This window comes from Rubrivivax sp. JA1055 (assembly GCF_020966565.1).
Taxonomy (GTDB): Bacteria; Pseudomonadota; Gammaproteobacteria; order Burkholderiales; family Burkholderiaceae_C; genus Rubrivivax; species Rubrivivax benzoatilyticus.
Map to the genome: position 1 here is coordinate 229,185 of NZ_JAJKFP010000007.1, position 24,501 is coordinate 253,685.

The following is a 24,501-nucleotide window of genomic DNA, read 5'->3' on the forward strand; positions in this document are numbered from 1 at the left end:
GCGCGAGCCGGCGTTCAGCGCTTGAACAGGTCGAGGATCGTGCTGCGTTCCTCGTTTGTCGGCGCCTGCGGCACGGCGTCGCTCAGGCCGACGCTGGAGACGCCGGCGCCGTCGCGGTACTCCTCGTACATCCAGACGCCCTCGTGCTGGACGACGCCCGCCGGCGGCAGCGGCTCGAACACCGGCACGCCGCGCAGCGCGGTCTGCATGTACTCGATCCACACCGGCAGCGCGCGGCCGCCGCCGGTTTCGCGGTCGCCGAGCTTCCTCGGCGTGTCGTAGCCGATCCAGACCACCGCGACCTGCGTCGGCTGGTAACCGGCGAACCAGGCGTCCATCGAGTCGTTGGTCGTGCCGGTCTTGCCGTACAGGTCGGGCCGCTTCAGCGTCGCCTGCGCGCGTGCAGCGGTGCCGGCGCGCGCGACGTTCTGCAGCAGCGAGCCCATCACGAAGGCGTTGCGCTCGTCGAGCACACGCATGCTCTCGTCGCGCGGCTTGAGCTGGGTCTCCTGCAGCACGCGGCCCTTGACGTCGGTGATCCGGGTGATCATCACCGGCGTGACGCGGTAGCCGCCGTTGGCGAAGACGCCGTAGGCGGTGGCCATCTGCAGCGGCGTCACCGAGCCGGCGCCCAGCGCCATCGTCAGATAGGCCGGATGCCGCTCGGGCTCGAAACCGAAACGCGTGATCCATTCCTGGGCGAACGGCGCGCCCACCGACTGCAGCACCCGGATCGAGACCATGTTCTTGGACTTGGCTAGCGCCGCCTGCAGCGTCATCGGGCCCTCGAACTTGCCGTCGTAGTTCTTCGGCTCCCAGGGCTGGCTGCCGGTGACGGTGGCGTCGAAGAACAGCGGCGCGTCGTTGACCACGGTCGCCGGCGTGAAGCCCTTTTCCAGCGCCGCCGAGTAGATGAAGGGCTTGAACGACGAGCCCGGCTGGCGCCAGGCCTGGGTCACGTGGTTGAACTTGTTCTTGCCGAAGTCGAAGCCGCCGACCATCGCCTGCAGCGCACCGGTGCGCGGGTCCAGCGCGACGAAGGCGCCCTCGACCTCCGGCAGCTGGGTCAGCGTCCAGTTGCCCTTGGCGTCCTGCATCGCACGCACCACGGCGCCGCGGCGGATCTGGGTCTTGGGCCCGGCCTTCTCCGACAGCCCGGAGGTGACCGGCTTCAGGCCGTCGCCGGTGACGGTGATCGTGTCGCCGGACTGCAGCATCGCGACGACCTTGCGCGGCGCGGCCTCGAGCACCACGGCGCTGCGCAGGTCGTCGTTGTCGGGGTGGTCGGCGAGCGCCTCGGCGACACGCGCGTCGACCTGCGCCGGATCGCCCGGCAGGTCGATGTAGGCCTCGGGGCCGCGGTAGACGCGCCTGAGCTCGTAATCCATCAGGCCGCGGCGCAGCGCGCGGTAGGCGGCCATCTGCTGCCGGGAGTCGATCGTCACCCAGGCGTTCAGGCCGCGGGTGTAGGTCTCCTCGCCGTACTGGGCGAAGATCAGCTGGCGCACCTGCTCGGCGACGAACTCGGCATGCACCGCGATGTCGCTGGGTACGCGGTAGTGCAGCTTCTGCTCCAGCGCGGCGTCGTGTTCGGCCTCGGTGATGAAGCCGTTCTCGAACATGCGCTCGATGATGTAGCGCTGGCGCAGCTCGGCGCGCTTGGGGTTGGCGATCGGGTTGTAGGCCGATGGCGCCTTGGGCAGGCCGGCGAGCATCGCCGCCTCGGCCACCGTCACGTCGGCGAGCTTCTTGCCGAAGTAGATCTCCGCGGCCGCGGCGAACCCGTTGGCGCGCTGGCCGAGGTAGATCTGGTTCATGTAGGCCTCGAGGATCTGGTCCTTCGAGAGCTGGCGCTCGATCTTCAGCGCCAGCAGGATCTCGTAGATCTTGCGCGTGAAGGTCTTCTCGGTCGACAGGTAGAAGTTGCGCGCCACCTGCATCGTGATCGTCGACGCGCCCTGGCTGCGTGCGTCGCGCAGGTTCTCGATCGCCGCGCGGGCCACGCCCTTGTAGTCGACGCCGCCGTGTTCGTAGAAGCGTGCGTCCTCGGCGGCGAGCACCGCGTTCTTCATCACCTGCGGGATCTGCGCGATCGGCGTGAAGTTGCGCCGCTCCTCGCCGAACTCGCCGAGCAGCACGCCGTCGCTGGAGAACACGCGCAGCGGCAGCTTGGGCCGGTAGTCGGTGAGGCTGGCGATCTCCGGCAGCTGCGGGTAGGCCACGGCCAGCGCGACGCCGACCACCATCACGAGCGAGACGACGGCCGCGAGCGCCAGGCCGACAAGCCAGGCCAGGGCCAGCAGCAGCAGGCTGCCGGCAGTGCGTCGCGGGCGGGAGCGGGGTGCGCCACCGGAAGGCGCCGGCGGGCGCTCGGGCGCGGGATCGGTAGAGGACATGGGGATCCCGTGGAGAGGTCGCCGGGATTATAGGAATGCGTCCGCCGGCGGGTTTTCATGGCCGGCGCCGTGACATTCCTCACGTCGTGTTGCCGCCCGGCCGCCGCGGGGTGTTGCGATGCCGCCAGCAAGGGCGCGGATTCGTTGCCGACCGTGCAGTAGTTGCGCCCGTTTCTCTGCGGTTTACAAAGGCTTTACTGCTAGCATTCAAGTAACTCTTTAACAAGCTCGGGTTGGATCCCGCCTGCCTGGGGAGCGTGCGCTTTGAGCTTTCTCGACAATCTTCTGGGCCGCAAGCACCCACCCATGATCGGGCTGGACATCAGCTCGTCCAGCGTCAAGCTCGTCGAGCTGGGGCGCGCGCCCTCCGGTGAGTTCGTGCTGGAGCGTTTCGCCACCGAGCCGTTCGAAAAGGGCTGGATCACCGACGGCCAGATCGAGAAGTTCGACGAGGTCGCCGAAGCCGTGCGCCGCGTCGTCGCCAAGAGCGGCACGCGCTCCAAGAACGTCGTCATGGCGATGCCGCAGTCGGCCGTCATCACGAAGAAGATCATGCTGCCGGCCGGCCTGCGCGACGAGGAGATGGAGCTGCAGGTCGAGTCCGAGGCCAACCAGTACATCCCGTTCTCGCTCGACGAGGTCAGCCTGGACTTCTGCGTCATCGGCCCGAGTGCCACCTCCGCCGGCGACGTCGAGGTGCTGATCGCCGCCAGCCGCAAGGACCGCGTGCAGGACCGCCAGGGCCTGGCCGAGGCCGCCGGGCTGAAGCCGGTGGTGCTGGACATCGAGTCGCACGCCTCGCGCCTGGCGATGAGCCGGGTCGTCGCGGCGCTGCCCAACGAGGGCCGCGACGCGCTGGTCGCGCTGTTCGAGATCGGCGCCGACACCACCAGCCTGAAGGTGCTGCGCGACGACGACATGCTCTACGACCGCGACCAGGCCTTCGGCGGCTCGCAGCTCACCCAGCTGATCAGCCGCCAGTACGGCCTGTCCTTCGAGGAAGCCGAGGCCAAGAAGCTCTCCGGCGACCTGCCCGAGGACTACGAGAGCGCGATCCTCGCTCCCTTCGTCGACAGCCTGTCGCAGGAGATCGGCCGCGCGCTGCAGTACTTCTTCACCAGCACGCCGCACCACAAGGTGCACTACGTGATGCTTGCCGGCGGCACCGCGACGCTGCCCGGCCTGAAGGATCGTGTCACCGAACTCACCGGCTTCGCCTCGCAGGTCGTGAATCCATTCGACAACATGCAGCTCGGCTCGGCCGTGCGTGAAAGCCGCGTTCGCCGCGAAGCGCCGTCGTACCTGACGGCCTGCGGCCTCGCGATGCGGAGGTTCATGCAGTGATCCTCATCAACCTGCTGCCGCATCGCGAGGAGAAGCGGCGCCAGCGCAAGCGGGCCTTCCTCGTCGGCCTGGGGCTGGCTGCCTGCGGCGGCGTGGCCGCCGTCGGCGTCTGGTACACCGCGCTCCAGCAGATGACCTCGACGCAGGCCGACCGCAACGCCTTCCTCAAGTCGAAGATCTCCGTGCTCGACAAGGAGATCAAGGACATCGCGACGCTGCGCAGCGAGATCGAGGCGTTGAAGTCCCGCCAGAAGGCGGTCGAGGACCTGCAGACCGACCGCAACACGCCGGTCTACCTGCTCAACGAACTCGTCAAGCAGACGCCCGAGGGTGTGTACCTGACCAGCATCCGCCAGAGCGGGCGCACCGTGACGATCGCCGGCGTGGCGCAGACCAACGAGCGCGTCTCGGAGTTCCTGCGCAACGCGCTGTACAACTCGCCCTGGCTGGAGCGCCCCGAGCTCGTCGAGATCAAGGCCCGCAGCGCCCAGGCGAACAGCCGCGACACCTCGCGCCTGTTCGACTTCTCGATGCGCGTGACGCTCAAGCGCCCGCAGTCCCCCGCCGCTGCCGCCTCGGCGCCCGCCAAGGGTGCCTCGGCTGTCGCCGCGAAGTCTTCCTGAGGCGAGCATGGCCCGAAACGTCAACATCGACCTCGGCGGCCTGTTCGAACGGGCTGCCTCCCAGTTCCGCGGGATCAACGTCAACGAGCCCGGCCAGTGGCCGCCGCTGCCCAAGGCCGCGGCCTGGACCGCGGCCGCGCTGGTGACCGTCGTGCTCGGCTGGTTCCTGCTGCTGTCGGCGGCCAACGACGAACTGCAGGCCGAGCGCGACCGCGAGCCGGCGCTGAAGACCGAATACCGCAACAAGCTCTCGCAGGCGGTCAACATCGGCGAGCTGCGCAAGCAGAAGGAGCAGGTGCAGGAGTACGTGACCCAGCTCGAGCGCCAGCTGCCGGGCAAGGCCGAGATGGACGCGCTGCTGTCGGACATCAACCAGGCCGGCCTCGGCCGCGGCCTGCAGTTCGAGCTGTTCCGTCCCGGCCAGGTCGAGGTCAAGGACTACTACGCCGAGCTGCCGATCTCGATCAAGGTCTCCGGGCGCTACCACGACGTCGGGGCGTTCGCCGCCGACGTCGCCAACCTGTCGCGCATCGTCACGCTGCAGAACCTCACGATCACGCAGATGCCCAAGGAAGCCAACGGCATGCTGGCGATGGAGGCCACCGCGCGCACCTACCGCTATCTCGACCCGTCCGAGGTCGAAGAGCGGCGCAAGGCGGCCGCGTCGCAGCAGAAGAAGAAGGGGGGCCGCAAGTGATGCCCGCCCGAACCGGCCTGGCGCTCGCGCTGGCCGCCGCGCTGGTCGCCGGCTGTGCCGACCAGAACGAGGAACTCCAGGCCTGGATGGACCAGCAGCGGCGCGAGGTGAAGCCGAGCGTGCAGCCGCTGCAGGCGCCCAAGCGCTTCGACCCCGAGCCCTACACCCAGGCTCAGGGGGTCGAGCCGTTCAGCAACCAGAAGCTGTCGGTCGCCCTCAAGCAGGAGGCGCGGCAGCCGAACTCCCTGCTGGCGTCGGAGATGAACCGCCGCCGCGAGCCGCTCGAGGCCTACCCGCTGGACAGCATGTCGATGGTCGGCAGCGTCGTGCGGGGAGGCCAGCAGTTCGCGCTGCTGCGGGTGGAGAACCTGCTGTACCAGGTCAAGGTGGGTGACTACCTGGGCCAGAACTATGGCCGTGTGATGCGCATCGCCGAAAGCGAGATCGCGCTGCGCGAGGTCGTGCAGGACGCCGCCGGCGAGTGGGTCGAGCGCCCGGCCGTGCTGCAACTGCAGGAGAGGGCGCGATGACGGCGATGAAGGACACCGAGGAGATTCGAACGATGTTCAACTGGCGAGCCGTTCTTGCGGCCATCGCGACCAGCGGCCTGCTGCTCGCCCCGGCTGCCTGGGCCGATCCGGCGATCCAGTCGGTCAGCAGCACCCAGCAGGCCGGCGGCGAGGTCGTGCGCATCGAACTCAGCGAACCGCTGGCGGCGGTGCCCAACGGCTTCTCGGTGCAGAACCCGCCGCGCATCGCGGTGGACCTGCCCGGCGTCGGCAACGCGATGGGCCGCAACAGCGTCGAGGTCAACCAGGGCAACCTGCGCTCGGTCAGCATCGCGCAGGCCGGCGACCGCACGCGTCTGGTGCTCAACCTGAAGCAGCCGACGAGCTACCAGGCCCAGATCCAGGGCAACGCGCTGCTGCTGGTGCTGAACACCGTGGCGCCGCAGATCGCCGTGGCCGAACAGCCGGTTCACTTCGCGCCGTCGCAGAACGTCGAGACGCAGAGCATTCGCGGCATCGACTTCCGCCGCGGTGCCGACGGCGCCGGCCGCGTCGTCGTCGCGCTGCCGAGCGCGCAGCTCGGCGTCGACCTGCGCCAGCAGGGCCAGAACCTCGTCGTCGAGTTCCCGCGCGCGACGCTGCCCGACGCGCTGCGCCGCCGGCTGGACGTCACCGACTTCGGTACCCCGGTGCGCATGGTGTCGACGGTGCAGGCCGGCGACCGCGTGCGCATGGTCGTTGAGCCCACCGGCGCCTGGGAGCACAGCGCCTACCAGACCGACGACCAGTTCGTGCTCGAGGTCCGGCCGCTGAAGATGGATCCGAACAAGCTGACGCAGGGCCCGGGCTACCAGGGCGAGAAGCTGTCGCTGAACTTCCAGAACATCGAGGTCCGGGCGCTGCTGCAGGTCATCGCCGACTTCACCAACTTCAACGTCGTGACCAGCGACACCGTCACCGGCACCGTCACGCTGCGGCTGAAGGACGTGCCCTGGGACCAGGCGCTGGACATCATCATGCAGAGCAAGGGCCTGGGCGTGAAGAAGTCCGGCAACGTGCTCTGGATCGCGCCGAAGGAGGAGCTGGCCGCCAAGGAGCAGGTCGACCTGGAGGCCAAGAAGAAGGTCGCCGAGCTCGAGCCGCTGCGCACCCAGTCCTTCCAGCTCAACTACACCAAGGCCGAGGTCGTGGCCAAGGGGCTGCTGGGCCAGAACCAGGGCCAGAGCGGCGGCTCGTCGCATGCCTCGCGCATCCTGTCGCCGCGTGGCAGCGTGATCTTCGAGACGCGCACCAACCAGCTCTTCGTCTCTGACATCCCGAGCAAGCTCGAGGAGATCACCCAGCTGATCGCCAAGATCGACATCCCGGTGCGCCAGGTGATGATCGAGGCGCGCATCGTCGAGGCCGACGACACCTTCGGGCGGGCGCTCGGGGTCAAGCTGGGCGCCAATGCCGCGCCGAAGTTCTACAACAACGGCGGTGTGGGCGTCGGTGTCGGCGGCAACTACGACGACGTCGGCTACCAGACGGGCCAGCTGTTGAAGGACCCGGGCTTCAACAGCACCCAGTTCGTCAACCTGCCGGCCAACATCTCGTCGTCGAACTTCAGCGGCGTCACATCGGCACCGACCTTCGCGGTGTCGCTGTTCAACTCCAGCCTGACGCGTTTCCTGAACCTGGAGCTCTCGGCGCTGGAAGCCGACGGCAAGGGCAAGATCGTCTCCAGCCCGCGGGTCATCACCGCAGACCAGGAGAAGGCGCTGATCGAGCAGGGCGAGGAGCTGCCATACCAGGAGAGCACCTCCAGCGGCGCCACCTCGATCAGCTTCCGCAAGGCCAGCCTGAAGCTCGAGGTCACGCCGCAGATCACGCCCGAAGGCAACGTGATCCTCGACGTCGACGTCAACAAGGACAGCGTCGGCCGTTCGACCGCCGCCGGCTTCGCGATCGACACCAAGCACGTCAAGACCAAGGTGCTGGTCGAGAACGGCGGCACGGTGGTCATCGGCGGCATCTACACGCAAAGCGAGAGCACCGACGTCAGCAAGGTGCCGCTGCTGGGCGACATCCCGGGGCTGGGCGTCCTGTTCCGCAGCACCACGCGTACCTCCAGCAAGACCGAGCTGCTGGTGTTCCTGACGCCCAAGATCGTGACCGACCGGGCTGCGGTGCGTTGACGCCTGACGTGTCGGACCTGAGGCGCTCGCCTGCCGTGCCCGCGCGTGCCGCAGCGGGCCGGCAGGCCGGACGGTGCGGCGCTCGCTCCCGGAGCCTCGTCGCGTGATCCTCTCCCTCGTCGGCATGCCCGGCAGTGGCAAGTCCACCGTCGGGCGCCATCTGGCGCGGCAGCTCGGGCTGCGTTTCGTCGACAGCGACGCCGAGATCGAGCGCTCGCTGGGCATCAGCATCCGCGACTACTTCGCCGCCCACGGCGAGGAGGCCTTCCGCGACCTCGAGCAGCGCACGATCGACGAGCTGACGCGCCAGCCCGGCTGCGTGCTCGCCACCGGCGGCGGTGCCGTGCTGCGGCCGGCCAACCGCGAGGCGCTGCACTCGCGCACGCAGGTGTTCTATCTGCGCTCGACGCCGGAAGAGCTGTTCCGCCGCCTGCGCCACGACACGACGCGGCCGCTGCTGCAGGTGGGCGATCCGCAACGCCGGCTGCGCGAGCTGTTCCGCGACCGCGATCCGCTGTACCGCCGTTGCGCGCACTTCGTCGTCGAGACCACGCGGCCGTCGGTGCCCTCGCTGATCGGCATGGTGCTGATGCAGCTGGAGCTGGCCGGCCTCGTCGATCCCGGCCGCGTGCCGTCGCCGATCGACCACCCGCCCGCCGAGGCGTCGAGCGCCGCCGACCGCCACTGAGGCGTCTCGGACGGCGCCGTACACTGTCGCCGCCATGAGCGAACCCGTCTCCGTTTCCGTCGCGACGCCCGATTCGCGCTATGACATCCTGATCGGCGGCGGCCTGCTCGCCGCGCCCGCGTGCTGGCAGGGCCTGCCGCGTGCGGCCCATGCCGTCATCGTCACCAACACCACGGTCGACCCGCTGCACGGCGACGCGCTGCGCCGCGCGCTGGCGCCGCTGCACCGCGACGTCAGCACCGTCGTGCTGCCCGACGGCGAGGCGTACAAGACCTGGCAGACGCTGAACCTGATCTTCGACCACCTGCTGGCGCGTGGCTGCGACCGCAAGACGGTGCTCTACGCGCTCGGCGGCGGCGTCGTCGGCGACATCACCGGCTTCGCGGCCGCCAGCTACATGCGCGGCGTGCCCTTCGTGCAGGTGCCGACGACGCTGCTGGCGCAGGTCGACTCCTCGGTCGGCGGCAAGACCGCGATCAACCACCCGCTGGGCAAGAACATGATCGGCGCGTTCTACCAGCCGCGCCGCGTGATCTGCGACCTCGACACGCTGGACACCTTGCCGGCGCGCGAAGTCAGCGCCGGACTCGCCGAGATCATCAAGTACGGGCCGATCGCCGATGCCGGCTTCCTCGACTGGATCGAGGCCAACGTCGACGCGCTGCGCGCGCGCGACCGCGCCGCGCTGGCGTACGCGGTGCAGCGTTCCTGCGAGATCAAGGCCGAGGTCGTCGGCCAGGACGAGCGCGAAGCCGGTCTGCGCGCGATCCTCAACTTCGGCCACACCTTCGGCCACGCGATCGAAGCCGGCCTGGGTTATGGCGAATGGCTGCACGGCGAAGCCGTCGGCTGCGGCATGGTGATGGCCGCCGAGCTGTCGGCGCTGCTGGGTCTGGTGCCGCCGGCTTTCGTCGAGCGCCTGCAACGCCTGTGCGAACGTGCCGGCCTGCCGGTGCGCGGCCCGCGGCTGGGCATCGAGCGCTACCTCGAGCTGATGCGCGTCGACAAGAAGGCCGAAGGCGGCGAGATCCGCTTCGTGCTGATCGAGGCCCCGGGCCGCGCCGTCGTGTGCGCGGCGCCGGACGCGCTGGTCGCCGAGGCGATCGAGCGCCATCTCGTGGCGTGAACGGCACCGGGCTGGCTCCGTGGGCGGTCGACCCGTGGCGCAGCCGCGGGCGGCGCATCGACGAAGGCTCGGCGGCGCCGCGCACCGAGCACCATCGCGACCGCGACCGCATCGTGCACAGCACGGCCTTCCGGCGCCTGGTCTACAAGACCCAGGTCTTCGTCAACCATGAAGGCGACCTGTTCCGCACCCGGCTGACGCATTCGCTGGAGGTCGCGCAGCTCGGGCGTTCGATCGCGCGCCAGCTGCGCCTGAACGAGGAGCTGATCGAGGCGCTGGCGCTGGCCCATGACCTCGGCCACACGCCGTTCGGCCACGCCGGCCAGGACGTGCTGAACCAGTGCATGGCCGAGCACGGCGGCTTCGAGCACAACCTGCAGAGCCTGCGTGTCGTTGACAAGCTGGAGCAGCGTTATCCGGAGTTCGACGGCCTGAACCTCAGCTTCGAGACGCGCGAAGGCATCCTGAAACACTGCTCGCGCCATCACGCCGAGCTGATGTGCGCCGCCGAGCCCGACGGCCCGGCGCGGCGTTTCCTCGACGGCACGCAGCCTTCGCTGGAGGCGCAGATCGTCAACCTCGCCGACGAGGTGGCCTACAACGCCCACGACGTCGACGACGGCGTGCGCTCCGGCCTGATCACGATGGAGCAGCTCGACGAGCTGGCGCTGTATGCGCGCTTCCGCGACGAGGCGCTCGCCGCGCACCCGAAGCTGCTGGCGATGCCGCCGCGGCGCCTGCTGTTCGAGACGCTGCGGCGTTTGCTGTCGGCGCTGGTCTACGATCTGATCGACGAGACGAACCGCCAGCTTGCCAGGCACCAGCCCGAGGATGCCGACGCGCTGCGACGGCTGCCGCGCATTGCCGCCTTCAGCGACGAGGTGCGCGAGCCGCTTTCGGAGCTGAAGCGCTTTCTGTTCAAGGAGCTGTACCGCCACCCGCAGGTCGTCGACGTGACGGTGCGTGCGCGCACTGTCGTCGCCGAACTCTTCGCGGCCTATGTCTCGGCGCCGCAGGAGATGCCGGCCGATTACGCCGGTGCCAGCGACTTCCACCGTGCGGTCGCTGACTACATCGCCGGCATGACCGACCGCTTCGCGCTGCGCGAGCACCAGCGGCTGACCGGCCGCGACCTGTTCGCGCTCTGATCGCGATGGCGCGGCTGCCTCGGCTCGTGCTGCCCGGCTGCGGCCACCTCGTGGTGCAGCGCGGCCACGACGGTCGCAGCGTGTTCGCCGACGACGAGGATCGGCGCGCCTTCGTCGCCGCGTTGCGCGAGGCCGCGGTGGCCCAGCGGGTCGCGATCCACGCCTACGCGCTGCCCGACACCGAGGTCCAGATCCTGGCCACACCGCCGGCCGAGGACGCGCTCTCGCGCATGATGCAGTCGCTGGGCCGGCGCTACGTCGCGGCCTATCGCCAGCGCCACGGCGGCCGCGGCACGCTGTGGGACGGGCGCTACCGCTGCGCGCCGGTCGAGCCGGGTGACTGGCTGCTGGCGGCGCTGCGGCTGGTCGACGCGGCGGCGCCGTGTTCCAGCGCGGCGCACCGCACCGGCGGTCGCGACCCGCTGGTCAGTGACCCGCCCGAAGTCTGGCAACTGGGCAACACGCCGTTCGAGCGCGAAGCCGCGTACCGCCGTCTGCTCGACACCGGCGTCCCGCCCGCCCAGGCGGCGGCACTGCGCGAAGCCGCGCTGGGCGGCTGGGCCGTCGGGGGGCCGAGCTTCCTGGCCCGCCTGGGCGAGCAGACCGCCCGGCCCTTGCGGCCCCGTCCGCGGGGACGACCGGCGCGCCCGGCGCCGGCCCCCGCCCGCCGGCCGGGCTGAGCCGGGACGTGCAAGGCCGGAAGGCCTTGCACGCCAGGCTCAGGCCCGAGCGCGATTTCACGCAGGAGGGCTGAGCCGGCGCGTGGCCGCCCACCCGGCGGCCTCCGGACATTCCCGAATGCACGCCCGGCGCGCTCGTGCGTGTCGCCGGTCGCTCGTGGTGCGGGCTCCCGCTGCCGCGCACCAGCTCACGGCGACCCGCGCCGGGTGCGGCCGACATTCGGGCGATCGTCGCCTCGCACGCACCGGGCCCGCGCTCCGGTGCACTGTCGCGGAACATGACTATGTCCCCATTTAATGCGGCGTGCTTGTCGATCGTATTGTCTGTTGGTGTCTGACCCCATTTATTCGTACTTGCCCTTATAGAGGGCGTGGGTTAGGCTCGCGCTCCCCCCTGATTGCCCGGAGATCGCCATGCGCGACGCAGCCCCCGCCACGCCCGCGACCGTCGACGAAGTCCAGCTCGCCCAAGGCGGCCTGTACGACCCGCGCAACGAACACGACGCCTGCGGTGTCGGCTTCGTCGCCCACATCAAGGGGCAGAAGGCGCACTCGATCATCGAGCAGGGCCTGAAGATCCTCGAGAACCTGGACCACCGCGGTGCCGTCGGCGCCGACGCGCTGATGGGTGACGGCGCGGGCATCCTGATCCAGATCCCCGACGACCTGTACCGCGCCGAGATGGCCGCGCAAGGCGTCGAGCTGCCGCCGCCCGGCGAGTACGGCGTCGGCATGATCTTCCTGCCGAAGGAACACGCTTCGCGCCTGGCCTGCGAGCAGGAGATGGAGCGTGCGATCAAGGCCGAGGGCCAGGTGCTGCTCGGCTGGCGCGACGTGCCGGTCGACCGCGAGATGCCGATGTCGCCGACGGTGCGCCAGAAGGAGCCGGTGATCCGTCAGGTCTTCATCGGCCGCGGCCACGACGTCATCGTGCCCGACGCGCTGGAGCGCAAGCTCTACGTGATCCGCAAGACCGCCTCGGCCGCCATCCAGCGCCTGAAGCTGACGCACAGCCGCGAGTACTACGTGCCCAGCATGAGCTGCCGCACGGTGATCTACAAGGGCCTGCTGCTCGCCGACCAGGTCGGCCTGTACTACCGAGACCTCGCCGACCCGCGTGCGACCTCGGCGCTGGCGCTGGTGCACCAGCGTTTCTCGACCAACACCTTCCCGGAATGGCCGCTGGCGCACCCGTACCGCATGGTCGCGCACAACGGCGAGATCAACACCGTCAAGGGCAACTTCAACTGGATGCGCGCCCGTGAGGGCGTGATGAAGTCGCCGGTGCTCGGCGACGACCTGAAGAAGCTCTACCCGATCAGCTTCGAGCACCAGAGCGACACCGCCACCTTCGACAACACGCTCGAGCTGCTGACGATGTCGGGCTACCCGCTCGCGCACGCGGCGATGATGATGATCCCGGAAGCCTGGGAGAACCACGAGCTGATGGACACGCGCCGGCGCGCGTTCTACGAATACCACGCGGCGATGCTCGAGCCCTGGGACGGCCCGGCGGCGATGGTCTTCACCGACGGCCGCCAGATCGGCGCCACGCTGGACCGCAACGGCCTGCGCCCGGCGCGCTACATCGTCACCGACGACGACCTCGTCGTGATGGCCTCGGAGTCCGGCGTGCTGCCGATCCCCGAGAACCGCATCGTCAAGAAGTGGCGCCTGCAGCCGGGCAAGATGTTCCTGATCGACCTGGAGCAGGGCCGCATCGTCGACGACGAGGAGCTGAAGAACCAGTTCGCCAACGCGCGCCCGTACCGCCAGTGGATCGACAACGTGCGTGTGCGCCTGGACGACGTGCAGGTCAACGCCGAGCCGGTCTCGTTCGCCGAGACGCTGCTCGACCGCCAGCAGGCCTTCGGCTACACGCAGGAAGACATCAAGTTCCTGCTCGCCCCGATGGCCGCCAACGGCGAGGAAGCGATCGGCTCGATGGGCAACGACAGCCCGCTGGCCGTGCTGTCGGACAAGAACAAGCCGCTGTACAGCTACTTCAAGCAGCTGTTCGCCCAGGTGACGAACCCGCCGATCGACCCGATCCGCGAGGCCATCGTCATGTCGCTGAACAGCTTCATCGGCCCGAAGCCCAACCTGCTGGACATCAACGCGGTGAACCCGCCGATGCGTCTGGAGGTGACGCAGCCGGTGCTGGACTTCGACGACATGGCGCGCCTGCGCTCCATCGAGAAGCACACCCACGGCAAGTTCCGCTGCTACGAGCTGGACATCACCTACCCGCTGGCCTGGGGCCGTGAAGGCGTCGAGGCCAAGCTGGCCTCGCTGTGCGCCGAAGCGGTGGATGCGCTGAAGAGCGACCACAACATCCTGATCATCACCGACCGCCGCATGGCGCGCGGCCAGGTCGCGATTCCCGCGCTGCTGGCGCTGTCGGCCATCCACCACCATCTGGTGCGCGAAGGCCTGCGCACGACGGCCGGCCTGGTCGTCGAGACCGGCTCGGCGCGCGAGGTGCACCACTTCGCGGTGCTCGCCGGCTACGGCGCCGAGGCCGTGCACCCGTACCTGGCGCTGGAAACGCTGGCGACGATGCACGCCGAGCTGCCCGGCGCGCTGTCGGCCGAGAAGGCGATCTACAACTACATCAAGGCCGTCGGCAAGGGTCTCTCGAAGATCATGTCGAAGATGGGCATCAGCACCTACATGTCGTATTGCGGTGCCCAGATCTTCGAGGCCATCGGCCTGAAGAAGGATTTCGTCGAGAAGTACTTCCGCGGCACCGCCAGCCAGGTCGGCGGCATCGGCGTCTTCGAGGTCGCCGAGGAAGCGGTGCGCATGCACCTGGCGGCCTTCGGCGATGACCCGGTGCTCGCGACCATGCTCGACGCCGGTGGCGAATACGCCTGGCGCACCCGCGGCGAAGAGCACATGTGGACGCCCGACGCGATCGCCAAGCTGCAGCACGCGACGCGCGGCAACCGCTGGGAGACGTACAAGGAGTACGCCCAGATCATCAACGACCAGAACCGCCGCCACATGACGCTGCGCGGCCTGTTCGAGTTCAAGGTCGACCCGAGCAAGGCGATCTCCCTCGACGAGGTCGAGCCGGCGTCCGAGATCGTCAAGCGTTTCGCCACCGGCGCGATGTCGCTGGGCTCGATCAGCACCGAGGCGCACTCGACGCTGGCGCTGGCGATGAACCGCATCGGCGCCAAGAGCAACACCGGCGAAGGCGGCGAAGACCCGGCGCGCTACCGCAACGAGCTGAAGGGCATCAAGATCGCCGCCGGCACCAAGGTGTCGGACGTCGTCGGCAGCAAGGTCATCGAAGCCGACTACGTGATGCAGGAAGGCGACAGCCTGCGCTCGAAGATCAAGCAGGTGGCCTCGGGCCGCTTCGGCGTCACGACCGAGTACCTGGTCTCGGCCGATCAGATCCAGATCAAGATGGCCCAGGGCGCCAAGCCCGGTGAAGGCGGCCAGCTGCCGGGCGGCAAGGTCTCCGAGTACATCGGCTTCCTGCGCTACTCGGTGCCGGGTGTCGGCCTGATCAGCCCGCCGCCGCACCACGACATCTATTCGATCGAGGACCTGGCGCAGCTGATCCACGACCTGAAGAACGCCAACCCGCGTGCGTCGATCAGCGTCAAGCTCGTCTCCGAGGTCGGTGTCGGCACCATCGCCGCCGGCGTCACCAAGTGCAAGGCCGACCACCTGGTCATCAGCGGCTACGACGGCGGCACCGGCGCGTCGCCGTGGAGCTCGATCAAGCACTGCGGCACGCCGTGGGAGCTGGGCCTGGCCGAGACGCAGCAGACGCTGGTGCTGAACCGCCTGCGCGGCCGCATCCGCGTGCAGGCCGACGGCCAGATGAAGACCGGCCGCGACGTCGTCGTCGCCGCGCTGCTGGGCGCCGACGAGTTCGGCTTCGCGACCGCGCCGCTGGTCGTCGAGGGCTGCATCATGATGCGCAAGTGCCACCTCAACACCTGCCCGGTGGGCGTGGCCACGCAGGACCCGGTGCTGCGCCGCAAGTTCGCCGGCAAGCCCGAGCACGTCGTCAACTACTTCTTCTTCGTCGCCGAGGAAGCGCGCCAGATCATGGCGCAGCTGGGCATCCGCACCTTCGACGAGCTGATCGGCCGTGCCGACCTGCTCGACATGAAGAAGGGCATCGAGCACTGGAAGGCCAGCGGCCTGGACTTCGCCCGTGTGCTGCACCAGCCCGCCGTCGCCGCCGACGTGCCGCGCCTGCACTGCGAGGAGCAGGACCACGGCCTGGAGAAGGCGCTGGACCTGAAGCTCATCGAACGCTGCCGCCCGGCGATCGAGCGCGGCGAGAAGGTGCAGTTCATGGAGGACGCGCGCAACCGCAACCGCAGCGTCGGCGCGATGCTGTCGGGCGAGCTGGTGCGCCACCGCCCCGAAGGCCTGCCCGACCACACGATCTTCATGCAGATGGAAGGCACCGGCGGCCAGAGCTTCGGCGCCTTCCTCGCGCCGGGCATCACGCTGTACCTGATCGGCGACGCCAACGACTACACCGGCAAGGGCCTGTCGGGCGGCCGCGTCGTCGTGCGCCCGTCGATCGAGTTCCGCGGCGACGCCACTAAGAACATCATCATCGGCAACACCGCGCTGTACGGCGCGACCAGCGGCGAGGCCTTCTTCCGCGGCGTCGCCGGCGAGCGTTTCGCGGTGCGGCTGTCGGGCGCCTCGACCGTCGTCGAAGGCACCGGCGACCACGGCTGCGAGTACATGACCGGCGGCACGGTCGTCGTGCTCGGCAAGACCGGCCGCAACTTCGCCGCCGGCATGTCCGGCGGCGTGGCCTACGTCTTCGACGAGGACGGCGAGTTCGCGCGCCGCTGCAACACCAGCATGGTCACGCTGGAGAAGGTGCTGCCGCGCGACGAGCAGGCCGGCGACGCTTCGGCCTGGCACCGCGGCATGGCCGACGAGGCGCTGCTGAAGAAGCTCATCGAGGACCACCACCGCTGGACCGGCTCGCTGCGCGCCCGCGAGCTGCTCGACGCCTGGGCCGCCTCGCGCGCCAAGTTCGTCAAGGTGTTCCCGAACGAATACAAGCGTGCGCTCGCCGAACGTGCCGCCAAGGCCCAGGCCGAAGCCGCCACCGGCAAGGCCCGCGCCTCCGCCGCCGTCGCCGCCAAGTAACCCGAACAGGACGAGAACCATCATGGGCAAGGTCACCGGCTTCCTCGAGTTCGAGCGCCAGGAGGAGGGCTACGCGCCCGTCGCCGAACGTCTGAAGACCTGGAAGGAGTTCGTCATCGGCCTCGACGAGCCGAAGGCGAAGATCCAGGGCGCACGCTGCATGGACTGCGGCACGCCGTTCTGCAACAACGGCTGCCCGGTCAACAACGTCATTCCGGACTGGAACGACCTCGTCTACCGCGGCGACTGGAAGAACGCGATCGAGGTGCTGCACTCGACGAACAACTTCCCCGAGTTCACCGGCCGCATCTGCCCCGCGCCCTGCGAGGCGGCGTGCACGCTGAACGTCAACGGCGACGCGGTCGGCATCAAGAGCCTGGAGCACGCGATCGTCGACCGCGCCTGGGCCGAAGGCTGGATCCAGCCGCAGCCGGCCAAGGCCAAGACCGGCAAGAAGGTGGCCGTCGTCGGTTCCGGCCCGGCCGGCCTGGCCGCGGCGCAGCAGCTCGCGCGTGCCGGCCACGAGGTGACGGTGTTCGAGAAGAACCACCGTGTCGGCGGCCTGCTGCGCTACGGCATCCCGGACTTCAAGTTCGAGAAGTCGCACATCGACCGCCGCGTCGAGCAGATGAAGGCCGAAGGCGTGGTCTTCCGCACCGGCGTGCTCGTCGGCGCGCTGCCCAAGGGCAGCAAGGTCACGAACGACGCCAAGGAGACGGTCTCGGCCGAGCAGCTGCAGGCCGAGTTCGACGCCGTCATCCTGGCCGGCGGCGCCGAGCAGTCGCGTGATCTGCCGGTGCCCGGGCGCGACCTCGACGGCGTGCACTTCGCGATGGAGTTCCTGCCGCAGCAGAACAAGGTCGTCGCCGGCGACAAGGTCAAGGGCCAGATCCGGGCCGACGGCAAGCACGTCATCGTCATCGGCGGCGGCGACACCGGCAGCGACTGCGTCGGCACCAGCAACCGCCACGGCGCGGCCAGCGTCACGCAGTTCGAGCTGATGCCGATGCCGCCCGAGCAGGAAGACCGGCCGATGACCTGGCCGTACTGGCCGACCAAGCTGCGCACCAGCTCCAGCCACGAGGAAGGCTGCGTGCGCGAGTTCGCCATCGCGACCAAGGAGTTCGTCGGCGCCAAGGGCAAGCTCACCGGCCTGAAGACGGTGAACGTGCAGTGGCAGGGCGGCAAGATGGTCGAGGTGCCGGGCAGCGAGAAGGAATGGAAGGCCGATCTGGTGCTGCTGGCGATGGGCTTCACGAACCCCGTGGCCAGCGTGCTCGAAGCCTTCGGCGTCGCCAAGGACGCGCGCGGCAACGCCGCGGCCACGACCGAGGCCGCCGGCGGCTACCGCACCAGCGTCGCCAAGGTCTTCGCCGCCGGCGACATGCGCCGTGGCCAGTCGCTCGTCGTCTGGGCGATCCGCGAAGGCCGCCAGTGCGCGCGCGCCGTCGACGAGTTCCTGACCGGCTCGTCGCTGCTGCCGCGCTAAACAAGGCGAAAGAAGGCTGGGGTCAGGTCTTTCGAGACCTGACCCCGTTTCGTTTCCGTCACGTCGCCGTTCACAAGGCTTTACCGGGGGTGAATGCGGGTCGACCCGCAGCCTCCGGAGCCTCGTGCGAAAATTACCGACCCACGATTCGTTTAGGTCGGGGCCGACAGGCCGCGACGCGCAGCGCTTGAAGTCCGACACGCTCATCGAGATCGACCACGTCACGTTCGGCTACGACGCCGAGCGGACGATCCTCCGCGACGTCTCGATGACCTTTCGCCGCGGCCAGGTCACGGCCATCCTCGGCGGCTCGGGTTGCGGCAAGACGACGCTGCTGCGGCTGATCGGCGGCGTCTACCCGCCCAACCAGGGGCGCATCGTCTTCGACGGCGAACAGGTCGACACGCGCGACAAGGACCAGCTGTTCCGCCTGCGCCGCCGCCTGGGCATGCTGTTCCAGTTCGGCGCGCTGTTCACCGACCTGACGGTGTTCGAGAACGTCGCCTTCCCGCTGCGCGAGCATTTCCCGGATCTGCCCGAGTCGGCGATTCGCGACATCGTGCTGATGAAGCTGAACGCGGTGGGCCTGCGCGGCGCCGCGGCGCTGCGCATCTCGCAGGTCTCCGGCGGCATGGCGCGGCGCATCGCGCTGGCGCGTGCGATCTCGCTGGACCCCGAGCTGATCATGTACGACGAGCCCTTCGCCGGGCTGGACCCGATCTCGATGGGCGTCACCGCCAACCTGATCCGCAAGCTCAACGACGCCACCGGCTCGACCTCGCTCGTCGTCTCGCACGACGTGCAGGAGTGTTTCCAGATCGTCGACTACGCCTACCTGATGCGTGCCGGCGGCACGATCGTCGCCGAAGGCACGCCGGCCGAGCTGTCGCGCTCGGACGACCCGGAGGTGCGCCAGTTCATCCGTGGCGAGCCCGACGGACCGGTCAAGTTCCACTACCCGGCGCCGCCGCTGGCGCAGGACCTGGGAGCCGGCGCATGACGGCCGCGCTGCAGTTCATCGGCCGCTTCACGCTGGAATGGCTGCGGGCGCTGGGCCACGCCGCCTATTTCTTCGTCGATCTGCTGCGCCACTCGCCGGCGGCGCTGCGCCGCTTCTCGCTGGTCGTCGCGCAGATCCACGCCATCGGCAACCGCTCGCTGGTCATCATCCTGGCCTCGGGCATGGCGGTGGGCTTCGTGCTGGCGCTGCAGATGTACTACGCGCTGGTGACCTACGGCGCCGCCGAGAGCCTGGGCCTCGTCGTCAACCTGTCGCTGGTGCGCGAGCTCGGCCCGGTGGTCGCGGCGCTGCTGTTCGCCGGCCGCGCCGGCACCTCGCTGACCGCCGAGATCGGCCTGATGAAGGCCGGCGAGCAACTCGCCGCGATGGAGCTGATGGCGATCGACCCGCGCAGCCGCGTGCTGGCGCCGCGTTTCCTGGGCGGCATCATCTCGATGCCCCTGCTGGCCGCCCTGTTTTCGGCCATCGGCATCCTGGGAGCCTGGGTCGTCGCGGTGCTGCTGATCGGTGTCGACGCCGGCAACTTCTGGTCGATCATGCAGAGCAGCGTCGACGTCTGGCGCGACGTCGGCAACGGCATCGTCAAGAGCTTCGTCTTCGGCGTCATCTGCACCGCGGTGGCGCTGTACCAGGGTTACGAGACGCAGGCCACGCCCGAGGGCGTGGCCCATGCGACGACACGCACGGTGGTCATCGCGTCACTGGCGGTGCTGGCCATGGACTTCCTGTTGACCGCACTGATGTTCTCGACGCCGTGATCCGGCGTCGCCGAGGAAAAGAATGGGTAAGAAGGGTATCGAGACGCTCGTCGGGCTGTTTGTCCTGCTGGGCCTGTGCGCGTTCGCGTTCCTGGCGCTGAAGGCGGCCAACCTGGGCAGCTTCAGCAGCAGCGGCGCCACCTATGCGCTGACGGCACGCTTCGACAACATCGGCGGGCTGAAGGCGAGGGCGCCGGTGCGCAGCGCCGGCGTCGTCGTCGGCCGCGTCAAGTCGATCTCGCTGGACCCGCAGACCTTCCAGGGCGTCGTCGAGATGGACATCGACCAGCGCTTCCAGTTTCCCAAGGACTCGGCGGCCAAGATCCTCACCTCCGGCCTGCTGGGTGACCAGTACATCGGGCTGGAACCCGGCGGTGACGACCAGAACCTGAAGTCCGGCGACATCGTCGCGCAGACCCAGTCGGCCGTCGTGCTGGAGAACCTCATCGGCCAGTTCATGACCGGCAAGGCGGCCGAGGCCGGCAGCGGCGCCACCGCACCGGGAGCCGCGCCGTGAAGCGCCTGGCCGCCGCGCTGGGCGTCGCCGCGCTCGCCGCGGGCTGCGCGACGGCGCCGGCGCCCGCCACCAGCGACGCGCCGGCGCGTGTCGCGTCGCCGGCGGACCCGTGGGAGAACTGGAACCGCAAGGTCTACGCGTTCAACGACAAGGTCGACGAGGCGGTCTTGCGCCCGGCCGCCGAGGCTTACCGCGACGTCGTGCCGCAGATCGTGCGCACCGGCGTCGCCAACGTGCTGGGCAACATCCGCGACGTCTGGTCAGCGGCCAACCAGTTCCTGCAGGGCAAGCCGGCCGACGGCCTGGAGATGAGTGCGCGCGTGCTCGTCAACACGACGATGGGCCTGTTCGGCCTGCTCGACTGGGGCACCGAACTGCGGCTGGACCGCCGCAGCGAGGACTTCGGCCAGACGCTGGGCGTCTGGGGCGTGGGCCCCGGGCCGTATGTCGTGCTGCCGCTGCTCGGCCCCTCGTCGGTGCGCGACGGCCTGGCCTGGCCGGTCGACCGCATGTTCGCCCCGTCGCGGCTGCCGCAGACCGATGCCGGCGGTTACGGCGTGCTGGCGATGGAACTGTTGAACGCCCGCAGCGATCTGTTGTCGACGACCCAGTTGCTCGACCAGGTCGCGCTCGACCGTTATTCGTTCGTGCGTGACGCTTACCTGTCGCGGCGGCTGGACCAGGTCTGGGACGGCGCTCCGCCGCTCGAGGACTACGACGACTACGGCGACGACGAGGCCGAGCCGGCACGGTGAACCGCCCTGGCGGCCCGTGCGTTGAAGCGGCAACGCCTCGCGGCGTGCACGCAACCGAAAGGCAAACGATGTTCAAGCAACTCCTCACCGGCCTGTCGATGCTGGGCCTCCTGATCGCCGGCGCCAACGCCCAGCCCGGCGCGGCCGATGCCTTCGTGCGCACGATCTCCAACGACGTGCTGACGACGGCCAAGAACGACAAGGCGATCCAGTCCGGCGACATCAACGCCATCGTCGCGCTCGTCGACCAGAAGGTGATGCCGGCGGTGGCCTTCGAGACCGTCACGCGCTCGGCCGTCGGCCCGCAGTGGCGCAGCGCCACGCCCGAGCAGCGCCAGAAGCTGCAGGCCGAGTTCAAGACGCTGCTGGTGCGGGTCTACGCCGGCGCGCTGACGCAGCTGAAGGACCAGACCGTCGAGATCACGAAGACCCAGCCGGTGCCCGGCGGCACGCAGGTCGTCGTGCAGTCCGAGGTGCGCGGCAAGGGCGAGCCGATCAAGCTCGACTACCGCCTCGACCAGGTGCAGGGCGCCTGGAAGATCATCGACGTCAACGTCGGCGGCATCTGGCTGGTGCAGAGCTACCGCTCGCAGTTCGCGCAGGAGCTCGGCGCCGGCGGCATCGACGGCCTGATCGCCAGGCTCGTCGAACGCAACAAGGCGCCGGTCCAGCCCGCCAAGAAGGGCTGAGATGAAGCTGCCCGCGACCGCCATGCTGGCGCAGGCGCCGGACCTGCTGCGCCAGCTCGGTGACGACACCGAAGTCGTCGACGCCAGCGCGCTCGCCGAGTTCGACAGCTCGGCGGTCGCGCTGCTGCTCGAGGCCCGGCGCCGGGCTGCGGCGCGCGGGCGCACGCTGCGTGTCGACGGCGCCCCGGCCCAGCTCGTCGAGCTGGCTCGCCTGTACGGTGTCGACGAACTGCTGGGCCTGCCGGCGGCGGCCGCCGCCTGAACCGGCTCAGCGTCCGGCGTCTTCGGCCAGCCGCTGGCCGTCGGAATAACGCCGGTTGCGCAGGTTCTTCTTGATCTCCGAGAGCGTCGGCCGCAGCGCGGCCGAGCCCAGGCGCAGCGCCACGCCGGTGGCGAGGATGTCGACGATCGTCAGGTGCAGCAGCCGCGAGACCATCGGGCTGTAGCGGTCGGCGTCCTCGGGGTGGTCGGCGGCCAGCAGGACGTGGCCCGGCGAGCCCAGCGCCAGCGTCGCCAGCGGCGAGCCGCTGGCGGTGATGACGATCACCGTCGCGCCTTTGCGGCGCGCGATCTCGGCGACGTCCAGGATGTCGCGGCTGCGCCCCGAATTGCTGATGACGACGGCGCAGTCGCCTTCGCCGAGCATCGTCGCGCTCATCACCTGCACGTGGCCGTCGCTGATGGCCATCGAGTTGACGCCCAGGCGGAAGAACTTGTGCTGCGCGTCCAGCGCCACGATGCCGGAGTTGCCGACGCCGTAGAACTCGATGCGCCGGCTGTGGCGGCCGGCTTCGGTCAGTGCCGTGATCGCGTCCTCGATCGCCTGGCTGGCCGCGGCGTTGCGGTAGCGCAGCAGCGCCGCGACGGCGTTGTCGACGACCTTGATGACCAGGTCGCCGGGCTTGTCGTCCTCCTCGACGGCGCGGTGCACGAAGGGCACGCCTTCGTTGACGCTGCCGGCGAGCTTGATCTTGAAGTCGGCCAGGCCGTCGTAGCCGACGCTGCGGCAGAAGCGCACGACGGTGGGCTTGCTGACGCGCGCACGTTCGGCGAGTTCGCCGACCGGCAGGCTGGCGAAACCGCGGGCGTCGGCCAGCAGCAGGCGCGCGACGCGCTGCTCGGCCGGCGGCAGCGCCGGGATCGAGGCCCGGATGCGTTCGAGCATCGGGCTCAGTTCGGCGGCGGGGTCGCGGACGGGCCGCGGGGTCGGGGGCGGGAAGGTGTTCATTGTTCCTCGGCCCAGGCACAGCCGTCGCGCGCGACGAGCGCGCTGGCCGCCGCCGGGCCCCAGCTGCCGGCCGCGTAGGGGCGCGGGCCGGTCGGGTCGTTGTTCCAGGCGTCCAGCACCGGCTCGACCCAGCGCCAGGCCTGCTCCTGCTCGTCGCTGCGCACGAACAGGTTCAGCCGCCCGGCGATGGCGTCGAGCAGCAGGCGCTCGTAGGCGCCGACACGCTCGCTCGGGAAGGCCCGGTCGAAGTCCAGGTCCAGCGACACCGGCGACAGCAGCTCGTCGCGGCTGCCGCCGGTGGCCGCCAGCAGGTGCAGCTCCAGACCGTCCTCGGGCTGCAGCTTGATGACCAGACGGTTGGCGCGCCGCGTGCCCGGGAAGATCGGGTGCGGCACCTCGCGGAAGTTGACGACGATGTGCGCGTCCTGCCCGGCCAGGCGCTTGCCGGTGCGCAGGTAGAAAGGCACGCCGGCCCAGCGCCAGTTCTGGATCTCGGTGCGCAGCGCGACGAAGGTCTCGCAGCGGCTGCCAGGCGGCACCTTGACCTCGTCGAGGTAGCCCGGCACCGCCTGGCCCTCGACGCTGCCGGCGCGGTACTGGCCGCGCACGACGTCGCGCGCCACCGTCTCGGGCGTGAACGGGCGCAGCGAACGCAGCACCTTCAGCTTCTCGTCGCGGATCGCGTCGGCGGCGCTGGACGACGGCGGCTCCATCGCGATCATCGTCAGCAGCTGCAGCGCATGGTTCTGGATCATGTCGCGCAGCGCGCCGGTGCGGTCGTAGTAGTCGCCGCGCGTGCCGACGCCGAGCGACTCGGCCAGCGTGATCTGGATGTTGGCGATCCACTCGCGCCGCCACAGCGGCTCGAACAAGGCGTTGCCGAAACGCAGCGCCATCAGGTTCTGCACCGCGGGCTTGCCGAGGTAGTGGTCGATGCGCAGCGCCTGGCGCTCGTCGAACACCGAACGCACGACGCGGTTGATCTGCTGCGCGCTGGTGAGGTCGTGGCCCAGCGGCTTCTCGAGCACGATGCGCACGTGCGGGCCGACGATGCCGGCGGCGCCGAGCTGTTCGCAGATCACCGGGAACAGGTAGGGGCTGGTCGCCAGGTACATCAGCGCCGTGTCGGCGCCGCGTTCGGCCAGCCAGCCCTTCAGGCCGGCGTAGTCCTCCGGCTTGGACAGGTCCATGCGCCGGTAGTGCAGCAGCTGCGCGAAGGCGTCGAACTCGGCGTCGTTCGGGCGCTTGCTGCTGTCGACGGCGGCAAAACGTTCGCGCACGAAGGCGCGGTACTCGTCGTCGCTGCGTTCGTCGCGCGCGACGGCGAGGATGCGGCCGCCCTCGGGCAGCTTGTGGTGGCGCCAGGCCTGGAACAGCGCCGGAAGCAGCTTGCGCCAGGTCAGGTCGCCGGTGCCACCGAAGAAGACGAGGTCGAAGGACATGTCGGGGCGTGCATGTAACTTTGTTTCGTCCGGATCATGCTCCGCGGTTTCATGCCGGTCAACCGCGGG

Annotated in this window: 20 protein-coding genes; 17 read left to right on the forward strand and 3 right to left on the reverse strand. The window is 69.5% G+C overall.

The genetic code is table 11. The annotated features are described in order from the left end of the window. Positions 1-14 precede the first annotated feature (14 nt). On the reverse strand, positions 15-2,396 hold the full coding sequence (locus tag LOC65_RS17595; RefSeq protein ID WP_405048256.1) for a penicillin-binding protein 1A: 2,382 nt from the start codon (positions 2,394-2,396) through the stop codon (positions 15-17). A gap of 306 nt (positions 2,397-2,702) precedes the next feature. On the opposite strand from LOC65_RS17595, the gene LOC65_RS17600 reads away from it, so the two are divergent. The 17 genes from LOC65_RS17600 (at position 2,703) to LOC65_RS17680 (ending at position 22,024) form a co-directional block, all read left to right on the forward strand. Continuing rightward, entirely contained in the window at positions 2,703-3,740 is a 1,038-nt protein-coding gene (locus LOC65_RS17600; protein ID WP_050801716.1) for a pilus assembly protein PilM, read from the forward strand. Continuing rightward, the gene (locus LOC65_RS17605; RefSeq protein WP_009855453.1) at positions 3,737-4,363 is read left to right on the forward strand and encodes a PilN domain-containing protein; all 627 of its coding nucleotides are present in this window, start codon (positions 3,737-3,739) and stop codon (positions 4,361-4,363) included. Before LOC65_RS17600 ends, LOC65_RS17605 begins: the two co-directional genes overlap by 4 nt. Before the next feature lie 7 nt (positions 4,364-4,370). Beyond that, entirely contained in the window at positions 4,371-5,060 is a 690-nt protein-coding gene (locus LOC65_RS17610; RefSeq protein ID WP_009855452.1) for a type 4a pilus biogenesis protein PilO, read from the forward strand. Beyond that, the gene (locus LOC65_RS17615; protein ID WP_009855451.1) at positions 5,060-5,590 is read left to right on the forward strand and encodes a pilus assembly protein PilP; all 531 of its coding nucleotides are present in this window, start codon (positions 5,060-5,062) and stop codon (positions 5,588-5,590) included. The genes LOC65_RS17610 and LOC65_RS17615 overlap by 1 nt, the downstream gene beginning before the upstream one ends. Then, the gene (pilQ, locus tag LOC65_RS17620; protein WP_009855450.1) at positions 5,587-7,746 is read left to right on the forward strand and encodes a type IV pilus secretin PilQ; all 2,160 of its coding nucleotides are present in this window, start codon (positions 5,587-5,589) and stop codon (positions 7,744-7,746) included. The genes LOC65_RS17615 and pilQ overlap by 4 nt, the downstream gene beginning before the upstream one ends. A 103-nt stretch (positions 7,747-7,849) precedes the next feature. Further along, positions 7,850-8,434 (forward strand): shikimate kinase, encoded by a 585-nt coding sequence (locus tag LOC65_RS17625; RefSeq protein ID WP_009855449.1) that lies wholly within the window; start codon positions 7,850-7,852, stop codon positions 8,432-8,434. 34 nt (positions 8,435-8,468) lie between these two features. Beyond that, positions 8,469-9,560 (forward strand): 3-dehydroquinate synthase, encoded by a 1,092-nt coding sequence (aroB, locus tag LOC65_RS17630; RefSeq protein WP_230248483.1) that lies wholly within the window; start codon positions 8,469-8,471, stop codon positions 9,558-9,560. Further along, the gene (locus LOC65_RS17635; protein ID WP_230248485.1) at positions 9,557-10,708 is read left to right on the forward strand and encodes a deoxyguanosinetriphosphate triphosphohydrolase; all 1,152 of its coding nucleotides are present in this window, start codon (positions 9,557-9,559) and stop codon (positions 10,706-10,708) included. Before aroB ends, LOC65_RS17635 begins: the two co-directional genes overlap by 4 nt. 5 nt (positions 10,709-10,713) lie before the next feature. Next, positions 10,714-11,388, forward strand: a complete 675-nt coding sequence (locus LOC65_RS17640; protein WP_009855446.1) for a transposase — start codon at positions 10,714-10,716, stop codon at positions 11,386-11,388. Positions 11,389-11,802: 414 nt separating this feature from the next. Then, positions 11,803-16,533 (forward strand): glutamate synthase-related protein, encoded by a 4,731-nt coding sequence (locus LOC65_RS17645; protein WP_230248486.1) that lies wholly within the window; start codon positions 11,803-11,805, stop codon positions 16,531-16,533. Between the two features lie 22 nt (positions 16,534-16,555). Then, positions 16,556-18,022, forward strand: coding sequence for a glutamate synthase subunit beta (locus tag LOC65_RS17650; RefSeq protein ID WP_009855444.1), 1,467 nt, complete (start codon positions 16,556-16,558; stop codon positions 18,020-18,022). Positions 18,023-18,209: 187 nt separating this feature from the next. Then, entirely contained in the window at positions 18,210-19,022 is an 813-nt protein-coding gene (locus tag LOC65_RS17655; protein ID WP_230248487.1) for an ABC transporter ATP-binding protein, read from the forward strand. Beyond that, positions 19,019-19,801 (forward strand): lipid asymmetry maintenance ABC transporter permease subunit MlaE, encoded by a 783-nt coding sequence (gene mlaE / locus LOC65_RS17660; RefSeq protein ID WP_009855442.1) that lies wholly within the window; start codon positions 19,019-19,021, stop codon positions 19,799-19,801. Before LOC65_RS17655 ends, mlaE begins: the two co-directional genes overlap by 4 nt. A 22-nt stretch (positions 19,802-19,823) precedes the next feature. After that, positions 19,824-20,318: an outer membrane lipid asymmetry maintenance protein MlaD gene (mlaD, locus tag LOC65_RS17665; RefSeq protein ID WP_009855441.1), complete on the forward strand. Its 495-nt coding sequence runs from the start codon at positions 19,824-19,826 to the stop codon at positions 20,316-20,318. Continuing rightward, positions 20,315-21,073, forward strand: coding sequence for a VacJ family lipoprotein (locus tag LOC65_RS17670; RefSeq protein WP_230248488.1), 759 nt, complete (start codon positions 20,315-20,317; stop codon positions 21,071-21,073). Before mlaD ends, LOC65_RS17670 begins: the two co-directional genes overlap by 4 nt. 68 nt (positions 21,074-21,141) lie before the next feature. Continuing rightward, positions 21,142-21,762 (forward strand): phospholipid-binding protein MlaC, encoded by a 621-nt coding sequence (locus tag LOC65_RS17675; RefSeq protein WP_230248491.1) that lies wholly within the window; start codon positions 21,142-21,144, stop codon positions 21,760-21,762. 1 nt (position 21,763) lies between these two features. After that, complete coding sequence (locus LOC65_RS17680) at positions 21,764-22,024, forward strand: STAS domain-containing protein (protein WP_009855438.1); 261 nt, start codon at positions 21,764-21,766, stop codon at positions 22,022-22,024. A gap of 6 nt (positions 22,025-22,030) precedes the next feature. On the opposite strand, the gene LOC65_RS17685 is transcribed toward LOC65_RS17680, so the two are convergent. Beyond that, positions 22,031-22,927 (reverse strand): MurR/RpiR family transcriptional regulator, encoded by an 897-nt coding sequence (locus LOC65_RS17685; protein ID WP_037290474.1) that lies wholly within the window; start codon positions 22,925-22,927, stop codon positions 22,031-22,033. Between the two features lie 59 nt (positions 22,928-22,986). Then, positions 22,987-24,432 (reverse strand): glucose-6-phosphate dehydrogenase, encoded by a 1,446-nt coding sequence (zwf, locus tag LOC65_RS17690; protein WP_230248492.1) that lies wholly within the window; start codon positions 24,430-24,432, stop codon positions 22,987-22,989. Between the last annotated feature and the right edge of the window lie 69 nt (positions 24,433-24,501).

Coding starts and splice junctions, on each gene's coding strand:
- LOC65_RS17595 (WP_405048256.1), bottom strand. CDS start 2,396: ATGTCCTCTACCGATCCCGCGCCCGAGCGCCCGCCGGCGCCTTCCGGT.
- LOC65_RS17640 (WP_009855446.1), top strand. CDS start 10,714: ATGGCGCGGCTGCCTCGGCTCGTGCTGCCCGGCTGCGGCCACCTCGTG.
- LOC65_RS17680 (WP_009855438.1), top strand. CDS start 21,764: ATGAAGCTGCCCGCGACCGCCATGCTGGCGCAGGCGCCGGACCTGCTG.
- zwf (WP_230248492.1), bottom strand. CDS start 24,432: ATGTCCTTCGACCTCGTCTTCTTCGGTGGCACCGGCGACCTGACCTGG.
- LOC65_RS17610 (WP_009855452.1), top strand. CDS start 4,371: ATGGCCCGAAACGTCAACATCGACCTCGGCGGCCTGTTCGAACGGGCT.
- LOC65_RS17600 (WP_050801716.1), top strand. CDS start 2,703: ATGATCGGGCTGGACATCAGCTCGTCCAGCGTCAAGCTCGTCGAGCTG.
- mlaE (WP_009855442.1), top strand. CDS start 19,019: ATGACGGCCGCGCTGCAGTTCATCGGCCGCTTCACGCTGGAATGGCTG.
- LOC65_RS17645 (WP_230248486.1), top strand. CDS start 11,803: ATGCGCGACGCAGCCCCCGCCACGCCCGCGACCGTCGACGAAGTCCAG.
- LOC65_RS17615 (WP_009855451.1), top strand. CDS start 5,060: ATGCCCGCCCGAACCGGCCTGGCGCTCGCGCTGGCCGCCGCGCTGGTC.
- LOC65_RS17675 (WP_230248491.1), top strand. CDS start 21,142: ATGTTCAAGCAACTCCTCACCGGCCTGTCGATGCTGGGCCTCCTGATC.
- aroB (WP_230248483.1), top strand. CDS start 8,469: ATGAGCGAACCCGTCTCCGTTTCCGTCGCGACGCCCGATTCGCGCTAT.
- pilQ (WP_009855450.1), top strand. CDS start 5,587: ATGACGGCGATGAAGGACACCGAGGAGATTCGAACGATGTTCAACTGG.
- LOC65_RS17650 (WP_009855444.1), top strand. CDS start 16,556: ATGGGCAAGGTCACCGGCTTCCTCGAGTTCGAGCGCCAGGAGGAGGGC.
- LOC65_RS17685 (WP_037290474.1), bottom strand. CDS start 22,927: ATGCTCGAACGCATCCGGGCCTCGATCCCGGCGCTGCCGCCGGCCGAG.
- mlaD (WP_009855441.1), top strand. CDS start 19,824: ATGGGTAAGAAGGGTATCGAGACGCTCGTCGGGCTGTTTGTCCTGCTG.